This is a genomic window from Brachybacterium sp. Z12, from assembly GCF_014400405.1.
GTDB lineage: Bacteria > Actinomycetota > Actinomycetes > Actinomycetales > Dermabacteraceae > Brachybacterium.
Genome location: NZ_CP060496.1, coordinates 2,728,570 through 2,743,451, shown reverse-complemented (window position 1 = coordinate 2,743,451; position 14,882 = coordinate 2,728,570). Strand labels below are relative to the sequence as shown.

The following is a 14,882-nucleotide window of genomic DNA, read 5'->3' as shown; positions in this document are numbered from 1 at the left end:
GAGCTCACTTGATGGCGCCCTGGGTCAGGCCGGACATCACCCAGCGCTGCGCGAACAGGTAGACGATGATCGCCGGCGCCATCGCCATCAGGTACGAGGCGAAGGCGACGTTGTAGCTGTTGCTGAACTGGGTCTGGAACATGTTCTGCAGCACCGGGACGGTCTGCAGGGTGGGATCCGAGATGATCAGCGACGGCATCATGAAGTCGTTCCATGAGGCGATGAACGCGAAGATGCCCACGGTCGCGCACATCGGTCCCAGCAGCGGCAGGATCAGTCGCCAGAACACCTGCCAGGTCCCGGCGCCGTCCATCCGCATCGACTCCTCGAGCTCGAGCGGGATGGTACGCAGGAACGCTGTGAACAGCAGGGTGTTGAACGCCAGGGCGAAGGCGATGTGCAGGATCGCGACACCCAGCGGATTGTCCAGCCCGAGCATGCCCGTCAGCTGGATCTGGGGGAGAGCCACCACCGGGAACGGGATGAACATCGCGGCCAGCAGGTAGAAGAACGACCAGCGGAAGGCGCGACGGTCCCAGTTGCGCACGATCGCATACGCCGCCAGGGCCGAGATCACGATCTCGCCGATCACCGCGATGGTGGTGATGAAGATCGAGATCGCGAAGCCGCGCGGGAAGTTCGTGAGGTTCCAGGCCTCGACGAAGCTCGTCAGCGTCAGCGGGTCCGGCAGGCTGAAGGCGTTGCCGTCGACGGCCTGCTCGGTCGTCTTCAGCGACATGTTCACCGTGACGAACAGCGGCACCAGCACGGCCAGCGAGCCGACCATGAGCAGGACGGTCACGGGCCAGTTGACGCGGTCACGTCCCACAGCGCCGCGACGCCGACGCGCTGGCTGCGTGGTGGGGGCAGAGCTGGCTGGAGCTGCAGGAGCTGCGGGAGTTGCAGTGCTCATCAGAACGCCGTCCTTCCTCGGGTGATGCGGAGCTGGAGGAGTGCGAGGGCGATCGAGATCAGGAAGAACACCATCGCGTTGGCCATCTGGTAGGCGTAGTCGCCGCCTTCGAACCCGCGGAAGATCGACATCGCCACGGAGCGGGTGGCGACGCCCGGGCCGCCGTCGGTCAGGCCCACGATGATGTCGTAGGCATTGAGGTAGTTCTTGAAGCCGAGGATCGTGTTGATGACGATGAATCCGGAGACCAGCGGCAGCGTGATGTGCCGGATGGCCTGCCAACCGGTCGCGCCGTCGATCGAACCGGCCTCATAGACCTCACCGGGGATGGTGACCAGCCCGGCGATGTAGATGAGCATCGTGGCGGGGATCGACTGCCAGGCGGTGACGATCACGATCGACAGCCACGCCCAGTCCGGGTTGGCGAGTATCGAGGTGGACAGCGCATCGGAGCCGATCGCCTGCCCCATGCCCGGCACGGTGTTCGCGAACAGGTACTGGAACACGAAGGCGATGACGATGCCGGAGATGACCATCGGGATCACGTAGATCGTGCGCAGCGCGGTGGTGAAGCGGATCTTCGAGGTCAGCCCCAGGGCCAGGGCGAAGGCGAGGATGTTCACCAGGATCACGGTGATCAACGAGAAGCCGAGCGTGAAGGTGTACGACCCCAGGACCCCCTGGTCGCGGAACATCGCGATGTAGTTGCGCAGGCCGATGAACTCCCAGTCGCCGAAGCCGATGGAGTTGGTGAAGCTGTAGCCGAAGCCCAGCACCGCCGGCAGCGTGACCGCGAGGCTGAACAGGGTCAGTGAGGGGAACAGGAACAAATAGTAGAGGGGATCGATCCGCCGCCTGCGGTGGACGATCGGGGAGCGGGGGTGGCTCTCGCCGTCCCCGTCGGTGGTGCGGGATGGTGCCGTCGTCGACATCGACGCTCCTTGCTGATGAGTCATGGCGCGATTACTCCCGGAAGGCCAGGCGGGCCCAGTCGGCATCCATGCGCGCCAGGACCTGCTCGGCATCGGCGCCGCCGACGATCGACTGGATGTAGTTCTGGGCCGGGATCGAGTTCGGGATGAACTGCGAGGCGCCCATGTAGAAGCGGCCCTGGTCGTAGTACGTCTGCATCTCCGAGATCCGGGCGTCGGTGACCGCGGGGGCGTCCTTGGTGGTGCCGAAGGCGAGGAAGGCGTCGTTGTAGGGGTTCTGCACCTCGGGCCTCATCAGGAACTGCAGGAACGCCCGTGCGCCCTCCTGCTCGTCCGCCGCTTCCGGGATCCAGAGCGACAGGTCGATGTTCACGCGGACCTTCAGATCGGCGGGGTCCTCGGTCATCGGCAGCGGGAAGGTGCCCAGGTCCAGATCGGCACCAGCCTTCTCGATCTCCCCGAAGGCCCAGGGGCCCTGGAAGTACATGGCGGCCTGCTCCTGGGCCATCGCCGTGTTGCCGTCGCCGTATGCGCGGTTGGAGGCATCCGCGTTGAGGTACGGCATCAGCTCCAGCATGCGCTGGACCGGTTCGAGCAGGGTGCGTTGGAACGAGACCTCGGAGTCGGGGCCGACGTCCTCGCCGATCTCGCTCATCCCTTGGTAGAAGCCGCGCACGTCGATCATGCCGCCGACGGTGTAGTCGAACAGGCCCTGGGCGATCGTCCAGGGGTCCAGGAAGGTCGCGTAGATCGGGGTGACGTCCGCGGACTGCAGCGTCTCGCAGACGGTCAGGAACTCCTCCCAGGTGGTGGGGACCTCCAGGCCGTGCTCCTCGAAGATCCGGCGGTTGTAGATCACCGACGCGGCGGTCACCGAGTAGGGCAGCACGCTGGTGCGCCCCTCGTAGGTGGGGTACCAGTCCGCGAGCTCGGCGACGTCCTCGCGGATCATCGCGGCCTCGGGCAGGTCGGAGAGGTCCGCGAGGGCGCCGCGCTGCATGAAGCGGCCCATCTCGAGGTTGTAGTTCAGGCAGCCCAGATCCGGCGGGCTGTTGCGCACGAAGCTCGCCGAGAGGTTGGTGGCGATGTCGTGCTGGATGGCGAATCTGTCCTGCGAGGAGGTGAACTCCGCGGCGAGCTCGCTGAAGTGGGGGATCGCCTCGGGCTTGGACTGGTGGAGTGTGAGCAGGGAGGGGCCGCTCGCGCTGGTGCATGCGGGCAGGGTCGCGGTCGCCAGGAGCCCACCGGCGCCTGCCATCAGTGATCGTCGTGTGAGGAGCCCGTTCGGGCCGTTCGAGGGTGACACCACCGTCTCCTTCGCAAAAGGGGGCTCCCGGCCCCGCTGCTGATGCGACCATAGATACGTCAAGTGTTATATTTACGGCCTATCGAAAGTATGGGGGCGGTGATCCTACGGTGTCAACAACGCGCGATCGCGGCGCCAGCTCCCCGCAGCTGATGCGCCACGCGAACCGCCAGGCGCTGATGCAGCACGCTCTGGGGGCGGAGGCGTTCACCGCCGCCGACGCGATGTCCGCGACCGGCCTCACCCGGGCCACGGTGCTCGGAGTATGTGCCGAGCTCGAGCAGGCCGGCTGGCTCCACGAGGTCTCTGCCAGCCGCGACGAGGGCATCGTGCAGCGAGGACGGCCGGCCCGCCACTACGTGCTGCGCGAGGACGCCGCCGTGCTGATCGGGGTCGACGCCGGCCAGCACACCCTCACCGCCCGCGCCGCGGACCTCCGTGGCCGCGAGCTCGCCGTGGCGCGCCACGGCCTCGATGGCGCCGTGGGAGCCGGTGAGGCGGGGGAGCGCTCCGCCGCGCAGGCCCGCACCGAGGCGGTGCGCGACCTCATCGACGAGGTGATCGGGCAGGCGGGTGCGCAGGGGCGGCACCGACTGCTCACCGTGGTCGGCGTGCCCGCCCCGGTCGACTCTGCCGGGCGCTCACCCCGCGGCGACCAGGGCTACTGGCCCACCATGAACCCCGGCTTCGTCGACGCGCTGGACGGCAGGGTGCTGGTCGAGAACGACGCGAACCTCGCCGTCCTGGCCGAGCACGCGCTCGCAGCGCAGGAATCGGCTGGCGCGACCGATCACCTCGCCGCGCTGCTGATGGGGAGCGCTTCGGCGCGGGCCTCATCGTCGACGGCCGCCTGCTGCGAGGAGCCGCGGGCGGCGCCGGCGAGATGCGCTTCCTCGACGGCGTGCTGGAGGACTCCCGCGGGGCTGACGGCATCGCCGCCCTCGCCCGCCGCTGGACCCTCGAAGCCCTCGACGCCGGTGAGGTCTCGCCCACGCTCAGCGCGATCCCCGCCGACCGGCTCAGCGCGATCGACGTCTTCGCCGCCGCGCAGGACGGGGACCGGCTCGCCCGCACCGTGCTCGCCCGCCTCGGCGAGCGCCTGGCACGCATCGCCGCCATCCTCTCCAGCCTGCTCGGGGTCGAGACGGTGGTCGTCGCCGGAGCGATCGCCGAGGCCATCGGCCCCGTCCTCGAGCACTCCCGGACCGCACTTCCGCGGATCGCCCCCCGCCCTACCCTGAACTGCGGGCCAGCGTGATGGGCAGCGACGTGGTGGTGCGCGGGGCGATCGAGCTCGCCCTCGCCCATCTGCGCAGGGACCCACTGGACCTGCTCGTAGCGGAGATCTGAGATTCCGTGCAGAGCCCGCGCTCCACAGCGCCGGACCGTCGCCGACGGCCCACCATCCACCCACCGATCGAAGGGAACCGCACACCATGACCGATGCAGCACCGGAGGGCGCTCCGCGCACCCTGCGCGCCGGCGTGATCGGCCTGGGCTGGGCCGGCCAGCAGCACGTCGCCGCCTACGCCGCCGACCCCACCGTCGACCTCGTCGCGATCTCCGCGATGGAGCAGCACCTGCTCGCACAGTTCGGCGACCAGCACGACGTACCCGGCCGCTACCAGGACTGGAAGCAGATGATCGCCGAGGCCGATCTGGACCTCGTCTCGATCGCGACCCCCACCTTCCTGCACGCGCCGATGGCCACCCACGCCCTCGAGGCAGGCCTGCACGTGCTCACCGAGAAGCCGATGGCCGAGACCGGAGAGGCCGCCGCCGGGATGGTCGAGGCCGCCCGCACCGCCGGGCGCGTGCTGGACGTGTCCTTCAACCACCGCCAGCGCGGCGATGTCGCCGCCCTCCACCAGGTCGTCGAATCCGGCGTGCTCGGCAAGCTCTACTACGCCAAGGCCGGCTGGATCCGCCGCCAGGGCATCCCGGGGCTCGGCACCTGGTTCACCAAGGCGGCGAGCTCGGGCGGCGGCGCGATGATGGACATCGGCATCCACATGCTCGACATGTCCCTGCACCTGATGGGCGAGCCCGCTGTCACCGCAGCCTCCGCCTCGACCCACGCGGAGTTCGGCCCGCTGGGCCGCGGCGGCGGCTCCGGCTTCGGCATCTCCCAAGTCGAGGAGGGCGTGCCCTTCGAGGTCGAGGACCTCGCCACCGCCTTCCTGCGCCTCGAGGGGGCGGCACCATGCTGCTGGAGTCCAGCTGGGCGCAGTGGATCCCGCACGACCTGTGCTACGTCACGCTCTACGGGGCGGAGGGCGGTGCCACCATCGAATGGGGCGGAGACCCCTCCGACCCCCAGCAGATCACCGTCTGGACAGAGGTCGCGGGCATCCCCGCGGAGCTCCAGCCCAAGGTGGGCGCGGACGGCCGGCACGCCGGTGCGGTCGCGGAGTTCCTGCAGAAGGTGCGCTCCGAGGACTGGGACCAGCACGACGGCTCCCTCGCGCTGCGTCGTGCGCGCGTGATCGACGCCTGCTATGCCTCGGCGAAGGCCGGGGCCGAGGTCGCCGTCGCGCGCTGAGGAACGAGACCCGGGAACGACGGAACGGGCCGACCACGACGATGTCGCGGTCGGCCCGTTCTTTGTGTCGGCAGCCGGGAGTCAGACTTTCCCGGCCGCCGGCGTGAGGTTCGGCAGGATCACTCGCCGGGCAGCGGCGGGAGGACGTCGGGGTTCTCCTCGAGCCACTTCTCCACGGCCTCGGCTTCCTTGCCCTCGCCGAACTCGTTGACGACCATGTCCTCGAGGGAGCCGAACTCCTCGTCGGTCAGGGTGGCGCCGGCGATCCACTCGTTGACGTCCGGGAAGTCCTCGCCGAAGCCCAGGCGACCCAGGTGGTGCAGGGCCTCGGGCTCGCCGAAGTGGCCCTCGGGATCCTCGAGCGCCTTCATCGAGTAGGCGGGCATCGCCCAGAACGGGGTCCAGAGCGTGACGACGATGTCCTCTTCGGCATCGATCGCGTTCTCCAGCTCGGTGATCATCGCCGGGGTGGAGGAGGTGATCAGCTCGTACTCGTCGAGACCGTAACCGGGGATCACGCTCTCCTGGGTGGCCTCGGTGAGGCCGGCGCCGGGCTCGATGCCCACGATGCGGCCGCGAAGCGGTCGCCCTGGCCCACCAGCTCGTCGATCGAGGTGATGTCGACGTACTCGGGGACGGCGAGGTTCAGCACCGCGCCCTCGTAGTACGGCACGAGATCCTCGATGGAGTCTCCGTACTTCTCCATGTAGGAGGCGTGGGTGACCTCGGGCCAGGCGGAGGGGAACATGTCCACGTCGCCCTGGGCGAGGCCCGCGTACAGCACGCCCGCCTCGGTGATCGGTTCGTGCTCGACCGTGTAGCCCATGGCGGTCAGCCGGTTGTCCAGCAGGTAGGCGGTGGACAGGCCGTCGGTCCAGGACGGGATGTAGCCCAGCGTGATGGTGCCGCCAGCCTCACCGCCGCCGTTGTCGCTGCCGCCGGAGCCGCCGGAGTCGCTGCCGCAGGCTGCCAGGCCCATGCCCATCAGGCCGGCTCCGCCCAGCAGGGCGGCGCGGCGGGTGAGGGGCCGGCGGGCGGTGGCTCGGGGGCTGAAGGGGTTGCGTCGGTTGGTCATGATCGGGGTCCTTCCATGGTGATCAACGGGTGGTCAGAGGTGGTTCGGTCGTGCCGTCAGTTCACGGCGGCTCCGGTCGGGGTGGCGGAGGCGCGCTTCGCGATCGCCTTCTGGGCGAGCGCTACCAGCGAGCTCTTGTAGGCACCCGGGTTGCCGAGCGCCGCGGTGAGACGGTCCAGGTAGACAGCCAGGATGACGACTCCCAGACCGGCCTCCACGCCGAGGGCGAGGTTCTGGGTGGAGATCGCCTGGACGACCTCCTTGCCCAGGCCGTCCGCGCCGACCATGCCGGCGATGACCGCCATGGACAGCGAGAGCATGATGACCTGGTTGACGCCGGCCATGATCGTCGGCACGGCCAGCGGCAGCTGGATGCCGCGCAGGATCTGCCCGCGGGTCGCGCCGAAGGCCTCACCGGCCTCGACGGTCTCGGAGTCGACCTGGCGGATGCCCAGCTCGGTCATCCGCACGCCCGGGGGCAGGGCGAAGATGATGGTGGCGAAGACGCCCGGCACCACGCCGATGGAGAAGAAGGTGACCGCCGGGATCAGGTAGACGAAGGCCGGCATGGTCTGCATGAAGTCCATGACTGGCTTCACGATCGAGCTCACCGTGCTGTTCATCGCGGCGAGGATCCCGAGCGGAACCGCGATCAGCACCGCGAACAGGGTGGCGATCAGCACCAGAGCCATGGTCTGCATCATCGTCTCCCACTGCCCCATGGAGACCACCAGCACGAAGCCGATCACGGTGCCCACCGCGAGCTTCCAGGACCGCAGCCCCAGTGCGATCAGGGCGAACAGCGGGATGGCCGCCAGCGCGGGCATGGCCACCAGGAGATCGGTGAGGGTTCCGATCAGGAAGTCCATAGCGATGGTGAAGGCGTCGAACAGCCAGGCGACGTTCTCCTTCAACCAGTCGAAGGCGACATCGACCCAGTCTCCGAGCGGGATGCGGGGGACGAGGCTCTCATCCTGCGGGTTCATCGCGCACCTCCCTGTGCATCGGTGGGGGCTGGTCCGGGGGCGGCATCACTCCCGGGCGATCCGTTGGCGTCGGCGTCTGCGTTCTCGCTGCCGACGCCGGCGGCGGTGAGCAGCGTGACCCGGGGACGACGCCGAGGAAGCGGTCCTTGTCGTCGACCACGACGATCGGGCTCAGGTGCTTGGCGGCGAGCGTGAAGAGCTCGGAGATGGGGGTGTCCTCCGAGGCGACCGGCATCTCGTGGACCGTGGACCAGGGCAGGTCGTCGCGGCCGGCGCCGACGGCCGCGGCGACGTCGTCCTCCCACAGCACTCCGCGCGGGGTGCGGTCCCGGTTCAGGACCACCAGCCAGGGGTTCTGGGTGGCGCGCAGCATGCGATGCGCTGTGCGGGGGCCCTGCCCGTCGCCGAGGACCTCGTTCGGCTTCTCCATGATCGCGCCGGCGGTGAGCACGCGCGAGCGGTCGACGTCCTGGATGAAGCGGGCGACGTAATCGTTGGCCGGCTCGTTGAGGATCTCGTCCGAGGTGCCGACCTGCACGATCCGGCCGTCGCGCATCATCGCGATCCGGTCGCCGAGTCGCATCGCCTCGTTGAGGTCGTGGGTGATGAACAGGACGGTCTTGTCCAGACGCTGCTGGAGGTCCACGAGCTGATCCTGCATATCGCGACGGATCAGCGGGTCCAGGGCGCTGAACGCCTCGTCCATCAGCATGATGTCGGTGCCGGCGGCCAGTGCGCGGGCCAGGCCCACGCGCTGCTGCATGCCGCCGGAGAGTGCGGCGGGCTTGTAGCCGCCCCAGCCCTTCAGCCCGACCATCTCCAGGGCCGTGGCCGCCTTCGCCTCGCGGTCGGCGCGGTTCATGCCGCTGACCTCGAGCCCGTAGGCGGCGTTCTCGCCGACGGTGCGGTGAGGCAGGAGCGCGAAGTGCTGGAACACCATGGAGACCCGCGTTCGGCGGACCTCACGGATCTTCGCCGGGGACATGTCCGACAGGACGTCGTCACCGATCCGCAGTTCGCCGGCGGTCGCGGGCAGCAGGCCGTTGACCATCCGGATCAGGGTGGACTTGCCGGAGCCGGACAGGCCCATCACGACGAAGATCTCGCCGGGGTCGACGCTGAAGCTCGCATCGATCACGGCCGCGGTCAGACCGCTGTCGCGCAGTTCGTCGCGGCTGCGGCCCTGACGTAGGGCGTCGACTCCCCGGGCAGGGCGGCGGCCGAAGACCTTGTACAGGCCTTCCGCAGTGATCACTGGTGGCACGTGGGCTCCTTCGTCGGCGGACGGGTGGCTTGCTGGAATCGCGCCGAGGGCTCCCCGTCCCCTTCCGGGGTGCCGACGCAGCGTGAAGATACTTCGAAGCGTAGGCCTCTTTGAGCGCGGAATATGCCCCGGATCAGGGCATTCAGCCCGGCAGTGACGCCGTCCAGGCGGCTCGATGACCTCGTGGGGCTCTCTCGCGACACGTGCCGATCTGTCGTATGGCCTGGGGCGATGGGGGCGCGCGGAACCCTGGGTGCTGGACCGTCCAACTGTCCGACAATCTGGACATAACTATTCGGCAACGTGCGCCGTGGCGGGTGACCGACGACGCGGATCGACGCCCGGAGGGTGCTATCGGGGCCCTCAGGCCCGGAGCGGCAGCACCTCGGCGAGGACGTCGACCGTCTGCTGCCAGGCGGCTTCGGCAGCGTCGGCGTGATGCAGCGCGGGATGGGGGTTGTCGAAGGCGTGCCCGGCACCTTCGTGCAGCGCGAAGCGCACCTGCTCCCGGGCGCCGCCCGCGGTGACGGCGTCGCGGATCTGTTCGACCTGCTCCATGGGGATGAACGCATCGGCGGTGCCGAAGTGGTGCAGGCTCGGTGCCTCCACCAGCGCGGCGCGGCCCAGCAGCGTCGGCAGCGCCGAGCCGTAGAAGCTCACCAGCACCGACGGCGGGCGCTCCTCCTCGGCGGCCGAGGCGGCCGCGGCGAAGGCCAGTCCGCCGCCGTAGCAGAAGCCCAGCAGGCCCACCTGTTCGGAGTCGACGGCGCCGTGCGCGCGCAGGGCTCCGAGTGCGGCGATCGCATCGGCCTCGGCGCGCTCCCAGGGCAGCTGCTCCGTGAGTGCCATGCCCTCGCCCAGCCAGGCCTCGACGTCCTCGCGGTCCTCGACCGCGGCGACGGGCGGATCCAGGCGAGCGAACAGCTGCGGGGCGAGCACCGCGTACCCGAGCGCGGCGAGATCCGCGCAGCGCTGCCGGATGTACTCGGAGAGGCCGAAGATCTCCTGCAGCACCACCAGGCCGGGCACCGGCTGCTCGAGGTTCTCGGGCAGCCAGAGCAGGCCCGGCAGGTCACCGGCGTCGGTGGGGATCGGAAGCGTCGTCGCACTCACGCCCCGACTGTATCCCGCGTCCGCGGCCGCGCCCAGGTTCCAGCATCAGGAGCGTCGGCATCACCAGGAGCGTCGGCGAGATCTCGGCGGTGGTTCGCAGGAACCGGGCCTACCCTGAGCCTGACCCGCACCCCGCACCGCTGAGGACCGCTGATGACTGCTCTCGAGGACCGTTGGATCGCCGCCTACGCCCCCGGAGTGCAGCGCCACCTCGACTATCCCGCCGGCTCCCTGATCGATGAGTTCGATGCGTTCACCACCACCTGGGCGGAGCAGGCGGCGCTGGACTTCTTCGGGCGGCGCACGAGCTACGCCGAGCTCGCCGAGCAGGTGCGGACAGCGGCCGGGAACCTCCACGCCCTGGGCGTTGGGCCGGGGACGACGGTGGCGCTGCTGATGCCCACCTGCCCGCAGCACGTCGTCGCCTTCTATGCCGTGCTGCGGTGCGGAGCGACCGTCGTCGAGCACAACCCGCTGTATCCGGCGGGCGAGCTCGCTCCGATGTTCACCGACCACCACGCCGAGGTCGCGATCGTGTGGAACGCCGCCGCCGGCACCCTGCAGTCGCTGCCTGAGGACGTGCGCCCGCGCACGATCATCGCGGTGGACCTCCTCGAGGAGATGCCCCTGGGCAAGCGCGCGCCCTGCTGCGGCTGCCGCTCAAGAAGGCCCGCGCCTCGCGGCACCAGCTCTCCCGCCCCGCTCCGGCCGGCACCGTCCCGTTCTCCCAGCTGCGGCGCAAGGGGGCCCAGGCCCCTGCTGCCACCCGCCCGGCGCGCGAGGACACCGCACTGCTGCTGTACACCTCGGGCACCACCGGCGCCCCGAAAGGCGTGCCCCTCAGCCACGCCAACCTGATCGCCTCCACCACCCAGGCGCGCGCATGGGTGACCCCGCTGGTCCCCGGCAAGGAGGTGTTCATGGCCTGCCTGCCGCTCTTCCACGTGTTCGGCTGCTCGCTGTCGATGAACGCGGGATTGAGCGTCGGGGCGATGCTGCACCTGATCCCCAAGCCCGAGACCGGGCTGATCCTCGATGCGATCAAGCGGCGGACGCCGACGACGATGATCGCGGTGCCGCCGCTGTTCGACCGCGTGGTCGCCGGGGCGAAGGAGCGGGGAGTCTCGCTCGAGGGGATCCGCACCGGGGTGGCGGGGGCGATGCCGCTGCGACCGGAGCTCATCGCGTCCTGGGAGGAGGCGACCGGGGGCCTGCTGATCGAGGGCTACGGGCTCTCGGAATGCTCACCGATCGTGTGCGGCAACCCGGTCGACGGCTCCCGCACCCCGGGGTCGATCGGCGTGCCCTTCCCCGACACCAGGGTGCGCCTGGCCGACCCCGAGGATCTCGACCGGGACGTGGCGCCCGGGGAGGCGGGAGAGATCCTGGTCCAGGGCCCGCAGGTGTTCTCCGGATACCGCAATCGCCCTGAGGCGACGGCCGAGGCGTTCCACGACGGCTGGTTCCGCACCGGCGACATCGCCCGGGCCGACGAGCGCGGGTTCCTCACGATCGTCGACCGGCTCAAGGAGATGGTGATCACCGGCGGGTTCAACGTCTATCCCTCCGAGGTCGAGGATGCGATCCGCGGCCAGGACGGCATCGAGGACATCGCCGTGGTGGGCCTGGTCGACGAGCTGGGCACCGAGGAGGTGGTCGCCGCGATCGTCACCCCCGACGGCCTGCTGCCGGATGTCGAGAACCTCCGCCGGCAGCTCAAGGAGAAGCTGACCTCCTACAAGGTGCCGCGCCGCTTCCATGTGCTGACCGAGCTGCCGCGCAACGAGATGGGCAAGGTGCTGCGCCGCGAGGTGCGGGACCGGCTGCAGGAGATCGACCGCAGGCGCCCCCGGCGCTGAGGCCGGCCGAGCCCGGCGGAGCGGCCCTCAGGAGAACAGCATGAGGGCGTAGACGCCGAACAGCATCAGGTGCACGGCACCGTGCACCGCGGTGATCCGTGGGGCGCTCGCCGAGATCGCGGCGACGGCCAGCGTCACCCCGAGCAGGACCAGGTTCGTCGGCGATGCGGCGAGCACCACCGGGGAGCCGGTGAGCAGCCCGATCACCAGCACCGTCGGGATCGTCAGCGCGAGGGTCGAGACCAGCGCCCCGTGGCACAGGTTCACCACCCGCTGCATCTCCCCGGCCAGCGCCGCCCGCACCGCGGTGATCGACTCCGGGGTGAACACGATCATCGCGATCAGCACCCCGCCGAGCGCGACCGGGGCCCCGAGCCGTGCCAGACCGTCATCGAGCAGCCCGGCCATGTGATGGGAGAGCAGCACGATCGGCAGCACGGTCGCGATCAGCAGCGCGGAGCGGGCCAGGAGCTCTGCTCGGTGCGCGGAGAGGATCTCGCGCAGCGGGGCGCGGCCCGCGCGCCCCGCAGAGCCGGCCTCGGGAGCGGAGCCCTGGGGCGCCGCTGGTCCTGCCGGCTGCTCCACCTCCCGGAACTCACCGGCCTGTGCGCCCATCTGGCGCCAGAGGAAGAAGGCGTACACCGCGACGGTCAGGCCGACGATCGCCAGCGCCTGGACGGGCGTGTAACCGCCGTCCCGTCCGATCATCTCCGGCAACGCGAAGGCGAGCGCAGAGAGGGTCACCAGCAGCACCAGATACGTGGAGGCCCCCACCCGGTGCGGGGCGAGGGCGCCGTGCCGCAGCCCGCCCACCAGCAGGCACAGGCCCAGAGCCAGGTTCATGATGATCATCGACACGGCCATCACCGAGTCCCGCGCGATGGTGGTGTGCTCACCGGGGCCGAGCATGACCGCGGCGATCAGCACCACCTCGATCACCACGATCGACAGGGTCAGCACGAGGGTGCCGTAGGGGTCGCCGAGGCGGTGGGCGAGCGCCTCCGCCTGCTGGACCACGCCGCCGGCCGCCACCACGATGATCGCGACGATCGTGGCCAGGAGCAGAGCCAGCACGGGGGAGGGCAGCGGCTCGGCGAGCAGCGGGGCCATCAGGGTGAGAGCGCCGACGGCCGCCCATCCGAGCAGCAGGCGGGCGAGAGCCCCTCGGGTCAGGACGGTGCGGACGAGGCCGCTGTGCGGTACAGGGGTGTGCGTGGGCACGGGAGGATCCTCCTGCGAGGCCGTCCTCAGGTGGTTCCGCCGACCGGGTCGTCCCGGCCGGGGGGCGCCGGGGGGGGGACTGCCCGACGCACCGTCCACGATAGCCGCGCAGCGGGCGGGCAGGCCGCTTCTGGTGAGCGACCTGACCACCCGCTGCGGTGAGGGGTCAGCCGTTGCGCTGGCTCTCGATCCCGACCAGCAGGCCCTGGTCGTTGTTCACGTAGCTGCCCGGCGCGACCGAGAGGTCCCAGCTCTCGCCGTCGGTCGTGGTGGCCTCGCAGTCCACCGTCTCGAACTGCGTGAAGTCCAAGCTGTCCTCGCAGGTGACCTCGGACCATTCGGCCATCTCTCCGACCGGGATGTAGGCGTGCTCGGAGGTGAGGGTCTGCAGCGTGCTCTCGGCGAGCTGCTCGGCGCTCAGCGGCTCCATGCCGAAGGCGGAGCCGAAGCCCAGCCCGGTGAGGGTGATGTCCTCGTCCAACAGGTCATCGGCGCCCTCCGGCAGTGCCGTGCCGGTCGAGAACAGCACCGCGTCCTGGTTGCCGCCGGCCGGATCGTCGGCCTGCGGGACCCGCACGGCGTTCGCGACCCACTCCTGGGTGGGTTCGGGCTTCTCGATTCCCGCCGGGCCCACGCAGCCGGCCGTGTTCCCCGGCTCGAGGACGAGCTCGTCGGCGCACTCCGCAGTGGCCTCGAACGGTGCGGCGAGCAGCTCGGCCAGCTCCTCGTTCTGGAGCGTCAGCGGGCCATCGCCCGAGGTGTCATCGATCCCGAGATCGGTCACCAGCATGATCCGGGTTCGTTCTCCCGAGGCCGCGGTGCCGCCTTCATCCTGCGTGGCCTCTTCTTCACCGTCCCCGGTGGCGCCGCCGCCATCCGAGGGGGCCTGGTCGTCCATCGGCTGATCCTGCTGGTCCTGCTCGCCGCCGTCGGAGACCTCGCTCCCGCCAGCGGGTGGGGCGGTCGCTTCGTCGCCGCCGTCGGTCCCGCAGGCGGCCAGTCCCAGCAGGGCTGCGCCGGCGACGAGGGCGAGGGTTGATCGGGTGCGTCGGGCGATGCTCGTGGTCATGGTGGGTCCTCTCCCTCGAGCGCCCCGGCGGCGGTGGTGCCGTCACGGAGCCGGAATCGATGCCTTCCGCGTCACACCGTGCCATCGGGTCAAGAGAGGGTCAAGGAATCCCCATGAAATCGCAGTGTCGGGGCTGTGAAGGTTCTGCGCCCGCCGATCCGGAGCGGGTTGCCCTCACTCGTCCTCGGGCGAACGCTGCGGAGAGCGCCCACCCTGGGGCCCGGGATCCCCGTGCTGCTTCCGGTACAGATCGTCCTCGGCGTCCTCCTCGTTCCCCGAACGTCGGGGATCGCGGAACCCGAGAGCGATGCCGAGCCCAGCACCGACGAAGAAGCCGATCAGCGCGCCCACGAAGATATTGTCGATGAGGGCCAGTCCGAAGCCGATCCCCACGGTGAAACCGATCATCATCCCGAACGGCAACCAGGTGGCGTCGAAACGGCGGCGAGTGCGTGGAGTCATCGGATCCTCCGTCCGGTCAGATCCTCGGATGCAGGCTGCACACGAAGAAGCAGGGACCTCAGCGTAGTCCTCCCCGCTGTGTCCCGCCGCACCCGGAACGAGCTCGGGACAGTGCGCCGCGGCCACCGCGCGAGACGCAC

The 14,882-nt window shown here is 70.0% G+C and carries 13 protein-coding genes and 3 pseudogenes; 5 read left to right on the top strand and 11 right to left on the bottom strand.

What is annotated here, in order from left to right:
• Positions 1 to 4: 4 nt before the first annotated feature.
• The 4 genes from H3H54_RS14450 to H3H54_RS14435 form a co-directional block, all read right to left on the bottom strand.
• Positions 5 to 913, bottom strand: a complete 909-nt coding sequence (locus tag H3H54_RS14450; RefSeq protein ID WP_262424402.1) for a carbohydrate ABC transporter permease — start codon at positions 911 to 913, stop codon at positions 5 to 7.
• Positions 913 to 1,845: a carbohydrate ABC transporter permease gene (locus H3H54_RS14445; protein WP_262424401.1), complete on the bottom strand. Its 933-nt coding sequence runs from the start codon at positions 1,843 to 1,845 to the stop codon at positions 913 to 915. Before H3H54_RS14445 ends, H3H54_RS14450 begins: the two co-directional genes overlap by 1 nt.
• A 31-nt stretch (positions 1,846 to 1,876) precedes the next feature.
• Positions 1,877 to 3,103, bottom strand: coding sequence for an ABC transporter substrate-binding protein (locus H3H54_RS14440; RefSeq protein WP_262426496.1), 1,227 nt, complete (start codon positions 3,101 to 3,103; stop codon positions 1,877 to 1,879).
• 161 nt (positions 3,104 to 3,264) lie between these two features.
• Positions 3,265 to 3,741, bottom strand: coding sequence for a hypothetical protein (locus H3H54_RS14435; RefSeq protein WP_262424400.1), 477 nt, complete (start codon positions 3,739 to 3,741; stop codon positions 3,265 to 3,267).
• Between the two features lie 74 nt (positions 3,742 to 3,815).
• Here H3H54_RS14435 and H3H54_RS14430 point away from each other — a divergent pair, with 74 nt between their 5' ends.
• The gene (locus H3H54_RS14430; protein WP_316249224.1) at positions 3,816 to 4,409 is read left to right on the top strand and encodes an ROK family protein; all 594 of its coding nucleotides are present in this window, start codon (positions 3,816 to 3,818) and stop codon (positions 4,407 to 4,409) included.
• Between the two features lie 178 nt (positions 4,410 to 4,587).
• Positions 4,588 to 5,693: pseudogene (locus H3H54_RS14425) on the top strand (Gfo/Idh/MocA family protein).
• 119 nt (positions 5,694 to 5,812) lie between these two features.
• On the opposite strand, the pseudogene H3H54_RS14420 reads toward H3H54_RS14425, so the two are convergent.
• The 4 genes and pseudogenes from H3H54_RS14420 to H3H54_RS14405 form a co-directional block, all read right to left on the bottom strand.
• Positions 5,813 to 6,768 (bottom strand): annotated as a pseudogene (locus tag H3H54_RS14420) (glycine betaine ABC transporter substrate-binding protein).
• A gap of 56 nt (positions 6,769 to 6,824) precedes the next feature.
• Entirely contained in the window at positions 6,825 to 7,754 is a 930-nt protein-coding gene (locus tag H3H54_RS14415) for a proline/glycine betaine ABC transporter permease (protein ID WP_262424399.1), read from the bottom strand.
• On the bottom strand, positions 7,738 to 9,009 hold the full coding sequence (locus tag H3H54_RS14410) for a glycine betaine/L-proline ABC transporter ATP-binding protein (protein ID WP_262424398.1): 1,272 nt from the start codon (positions 9,007 to 9,009) through the stop codon (positions 7,738 to 7,740). Before H3H54_RS14410 ends, H3H54_RS14415 begins: the two co-directional genes overlap by 17 nt.
• A gap of 372 nt (positions 9,010 to 9,381) precedes the next feature.
• On the bottom strand, positions 9,382 to 10,131 hold the full coding sequence (locus tag H3H54_RS14405) for a dienelactone hydrolase family protein (protein WP_262424397.1): 750 nt from the start codon (positions 10,129 to 10,131) through the stop codon (positions 9,382 to 9,384).
• Between the two features lie 153 nt (positions 10,132 to 10,284).
• Here H3H54_RS14405 and H3H54_RS19090 point away from each other — a divergent pair, with 153 nt between their 5' ends.
• From H3H54_RS19090 to H3H54_RS19710, 3 genes and pseudogenes are all read left to right on the top strand, one after another.
• The gene (locus H3H54_RS19090; protein ID WP_316249042.1) at positions 10,285 to 10,989 is read left to right on the top strand and encodes an AMP-binding protein; all 705 of its coding nucleotides are present in this window, start codon (positions 10,285 to 10,287) and stop codon (positions 10,987 to 10,989) included.
• Positions 10,908 to 11,489 (top strand): annotated as a pseudogene (locus tag H3H54_RS19715) (AMP-binding protein); the annotation flags it as partial. The gene H3H54_RS19090 and the pseudogene H3H54_RS19715, both read left to right, overlap by 82 nt.
• Positions 11,490 to 11,663: 174 nt before the next feature.
• On the top strand, positions 11,664 to 11,990 hold the full coding sequence (locus H3H54_RS19710) for an AMP-binding enzyme (RefSeq protein ID WP_395963780.1): 327 nt from the start codon (positions 11,664 to 11,666) through the stop codon (positions 11,988 to 11,990).
• Positions 11,991 to 12,017: 27 nt separating this feature from the next.
• On the opposite strand, the gene H3H54_RS14395 is transcribed toward H3H54_RS19710, so the two are convergent.
• From H3H54_RS14395 to H3H54_RS14385, 3 genes are all read right to left on the bottom strand, one after another.
• The gene (locus H3H54_RS14395) at positions 12,018 to 13,211 is read right to left on the bottom strand and encodes a calcium:proton antiporter (protein ID WP_262424396.1); all 1,194 of its coding nucleotides are present in this window, start codon (positions 13,209 to 13,211) and stop codon (positions 12,018 to 12,020) included.
• A gap of 166 nt (positions 13,212 to 13,377) precedes the next feature.
• On the bottom strand, positions 13,378 to 14,280 hold the full coding sequence (locus tag H3H54_RS14390; RefSeq protein ID WP_262424395.1) for a hypothetical protein: 903 nt from the start codon (positions 14,278 to 14,280) through the stop codon (positions 13,378 to 13,380).
• A gap of 174 nt (positions 14,281 to 14,454) precedes the next feature.
• The gene (locus H3H54_RS14385; RefSeq protein WP_262424394.1) at positions 14,455 to 14,742 is read right to left on the bottom strand and encodes a hypothetical protein; all 288 of its coding nucleotides are present in this window, start codon (positions 14,740 to 14,742) and stop codon (positions 14,455 to 14,457) included.
• Positions 14,743 to 14,882: the final 140 nt, after the last annotated feature.

Coding starts and splice junctions, on each gene's coding strand:
- H3H54_RS19710 (WP_395963780.1), top strand. CDS start 11,664: ATGGTGATCACCGGCGGGTTCAACGTCTATCCCTCCGAGGTCGAGGAT.
- H3H54_RS14450 (WP_262424402.1), bottom strand. CDS start 913: ATGAGCACTGCAACTCCCGCAGCTCCTGCAGCTCCAGCCAGCTCTGCC.
- H3H54_RS14415 (WP_262424399.1), bottom strand. CDS start 7,754: ATGAACCCGCAGGATGAGAGCCTCGTCCCCCGCATCCCGCTCGGAGAC.
- H3H54_RS14390 (WP_262424395.1), bottom strand. CDS start 14,280: ATGACCACGAGCATCGCCCGACGCACCCGATCAACCCTCGCCCTCGTC.
- H3H54_RS14440 (WP_262426496.1), bottom strand. CDS start 3,103: ATGGCAGGCGCCGGTGGGCTCCTGGCGACCGCGACCCTGCCCGCATGC.
- H3H54_RS19090 (WP_316249042.1), top strand. CDS start 10,285: ATGACTGCTCTCGAGGACCGTTGGATCGCCGCCTACGCCCCCGGAGTG.
- H3H54_RS14445 (WP_262424401.1), bottom strand. CDS start 1,845: ATGTCGACGACGGCACCATCCCGCACCACCGACGGGGACGGCGAGAGC.
- H3H54_RS14385 (WP_262424394.1), bottom strand. CDS start 14,742: ATGACTCCACGCACTCGCCGCCGTTTCGACGCCACCTGGTTGCCGTTC.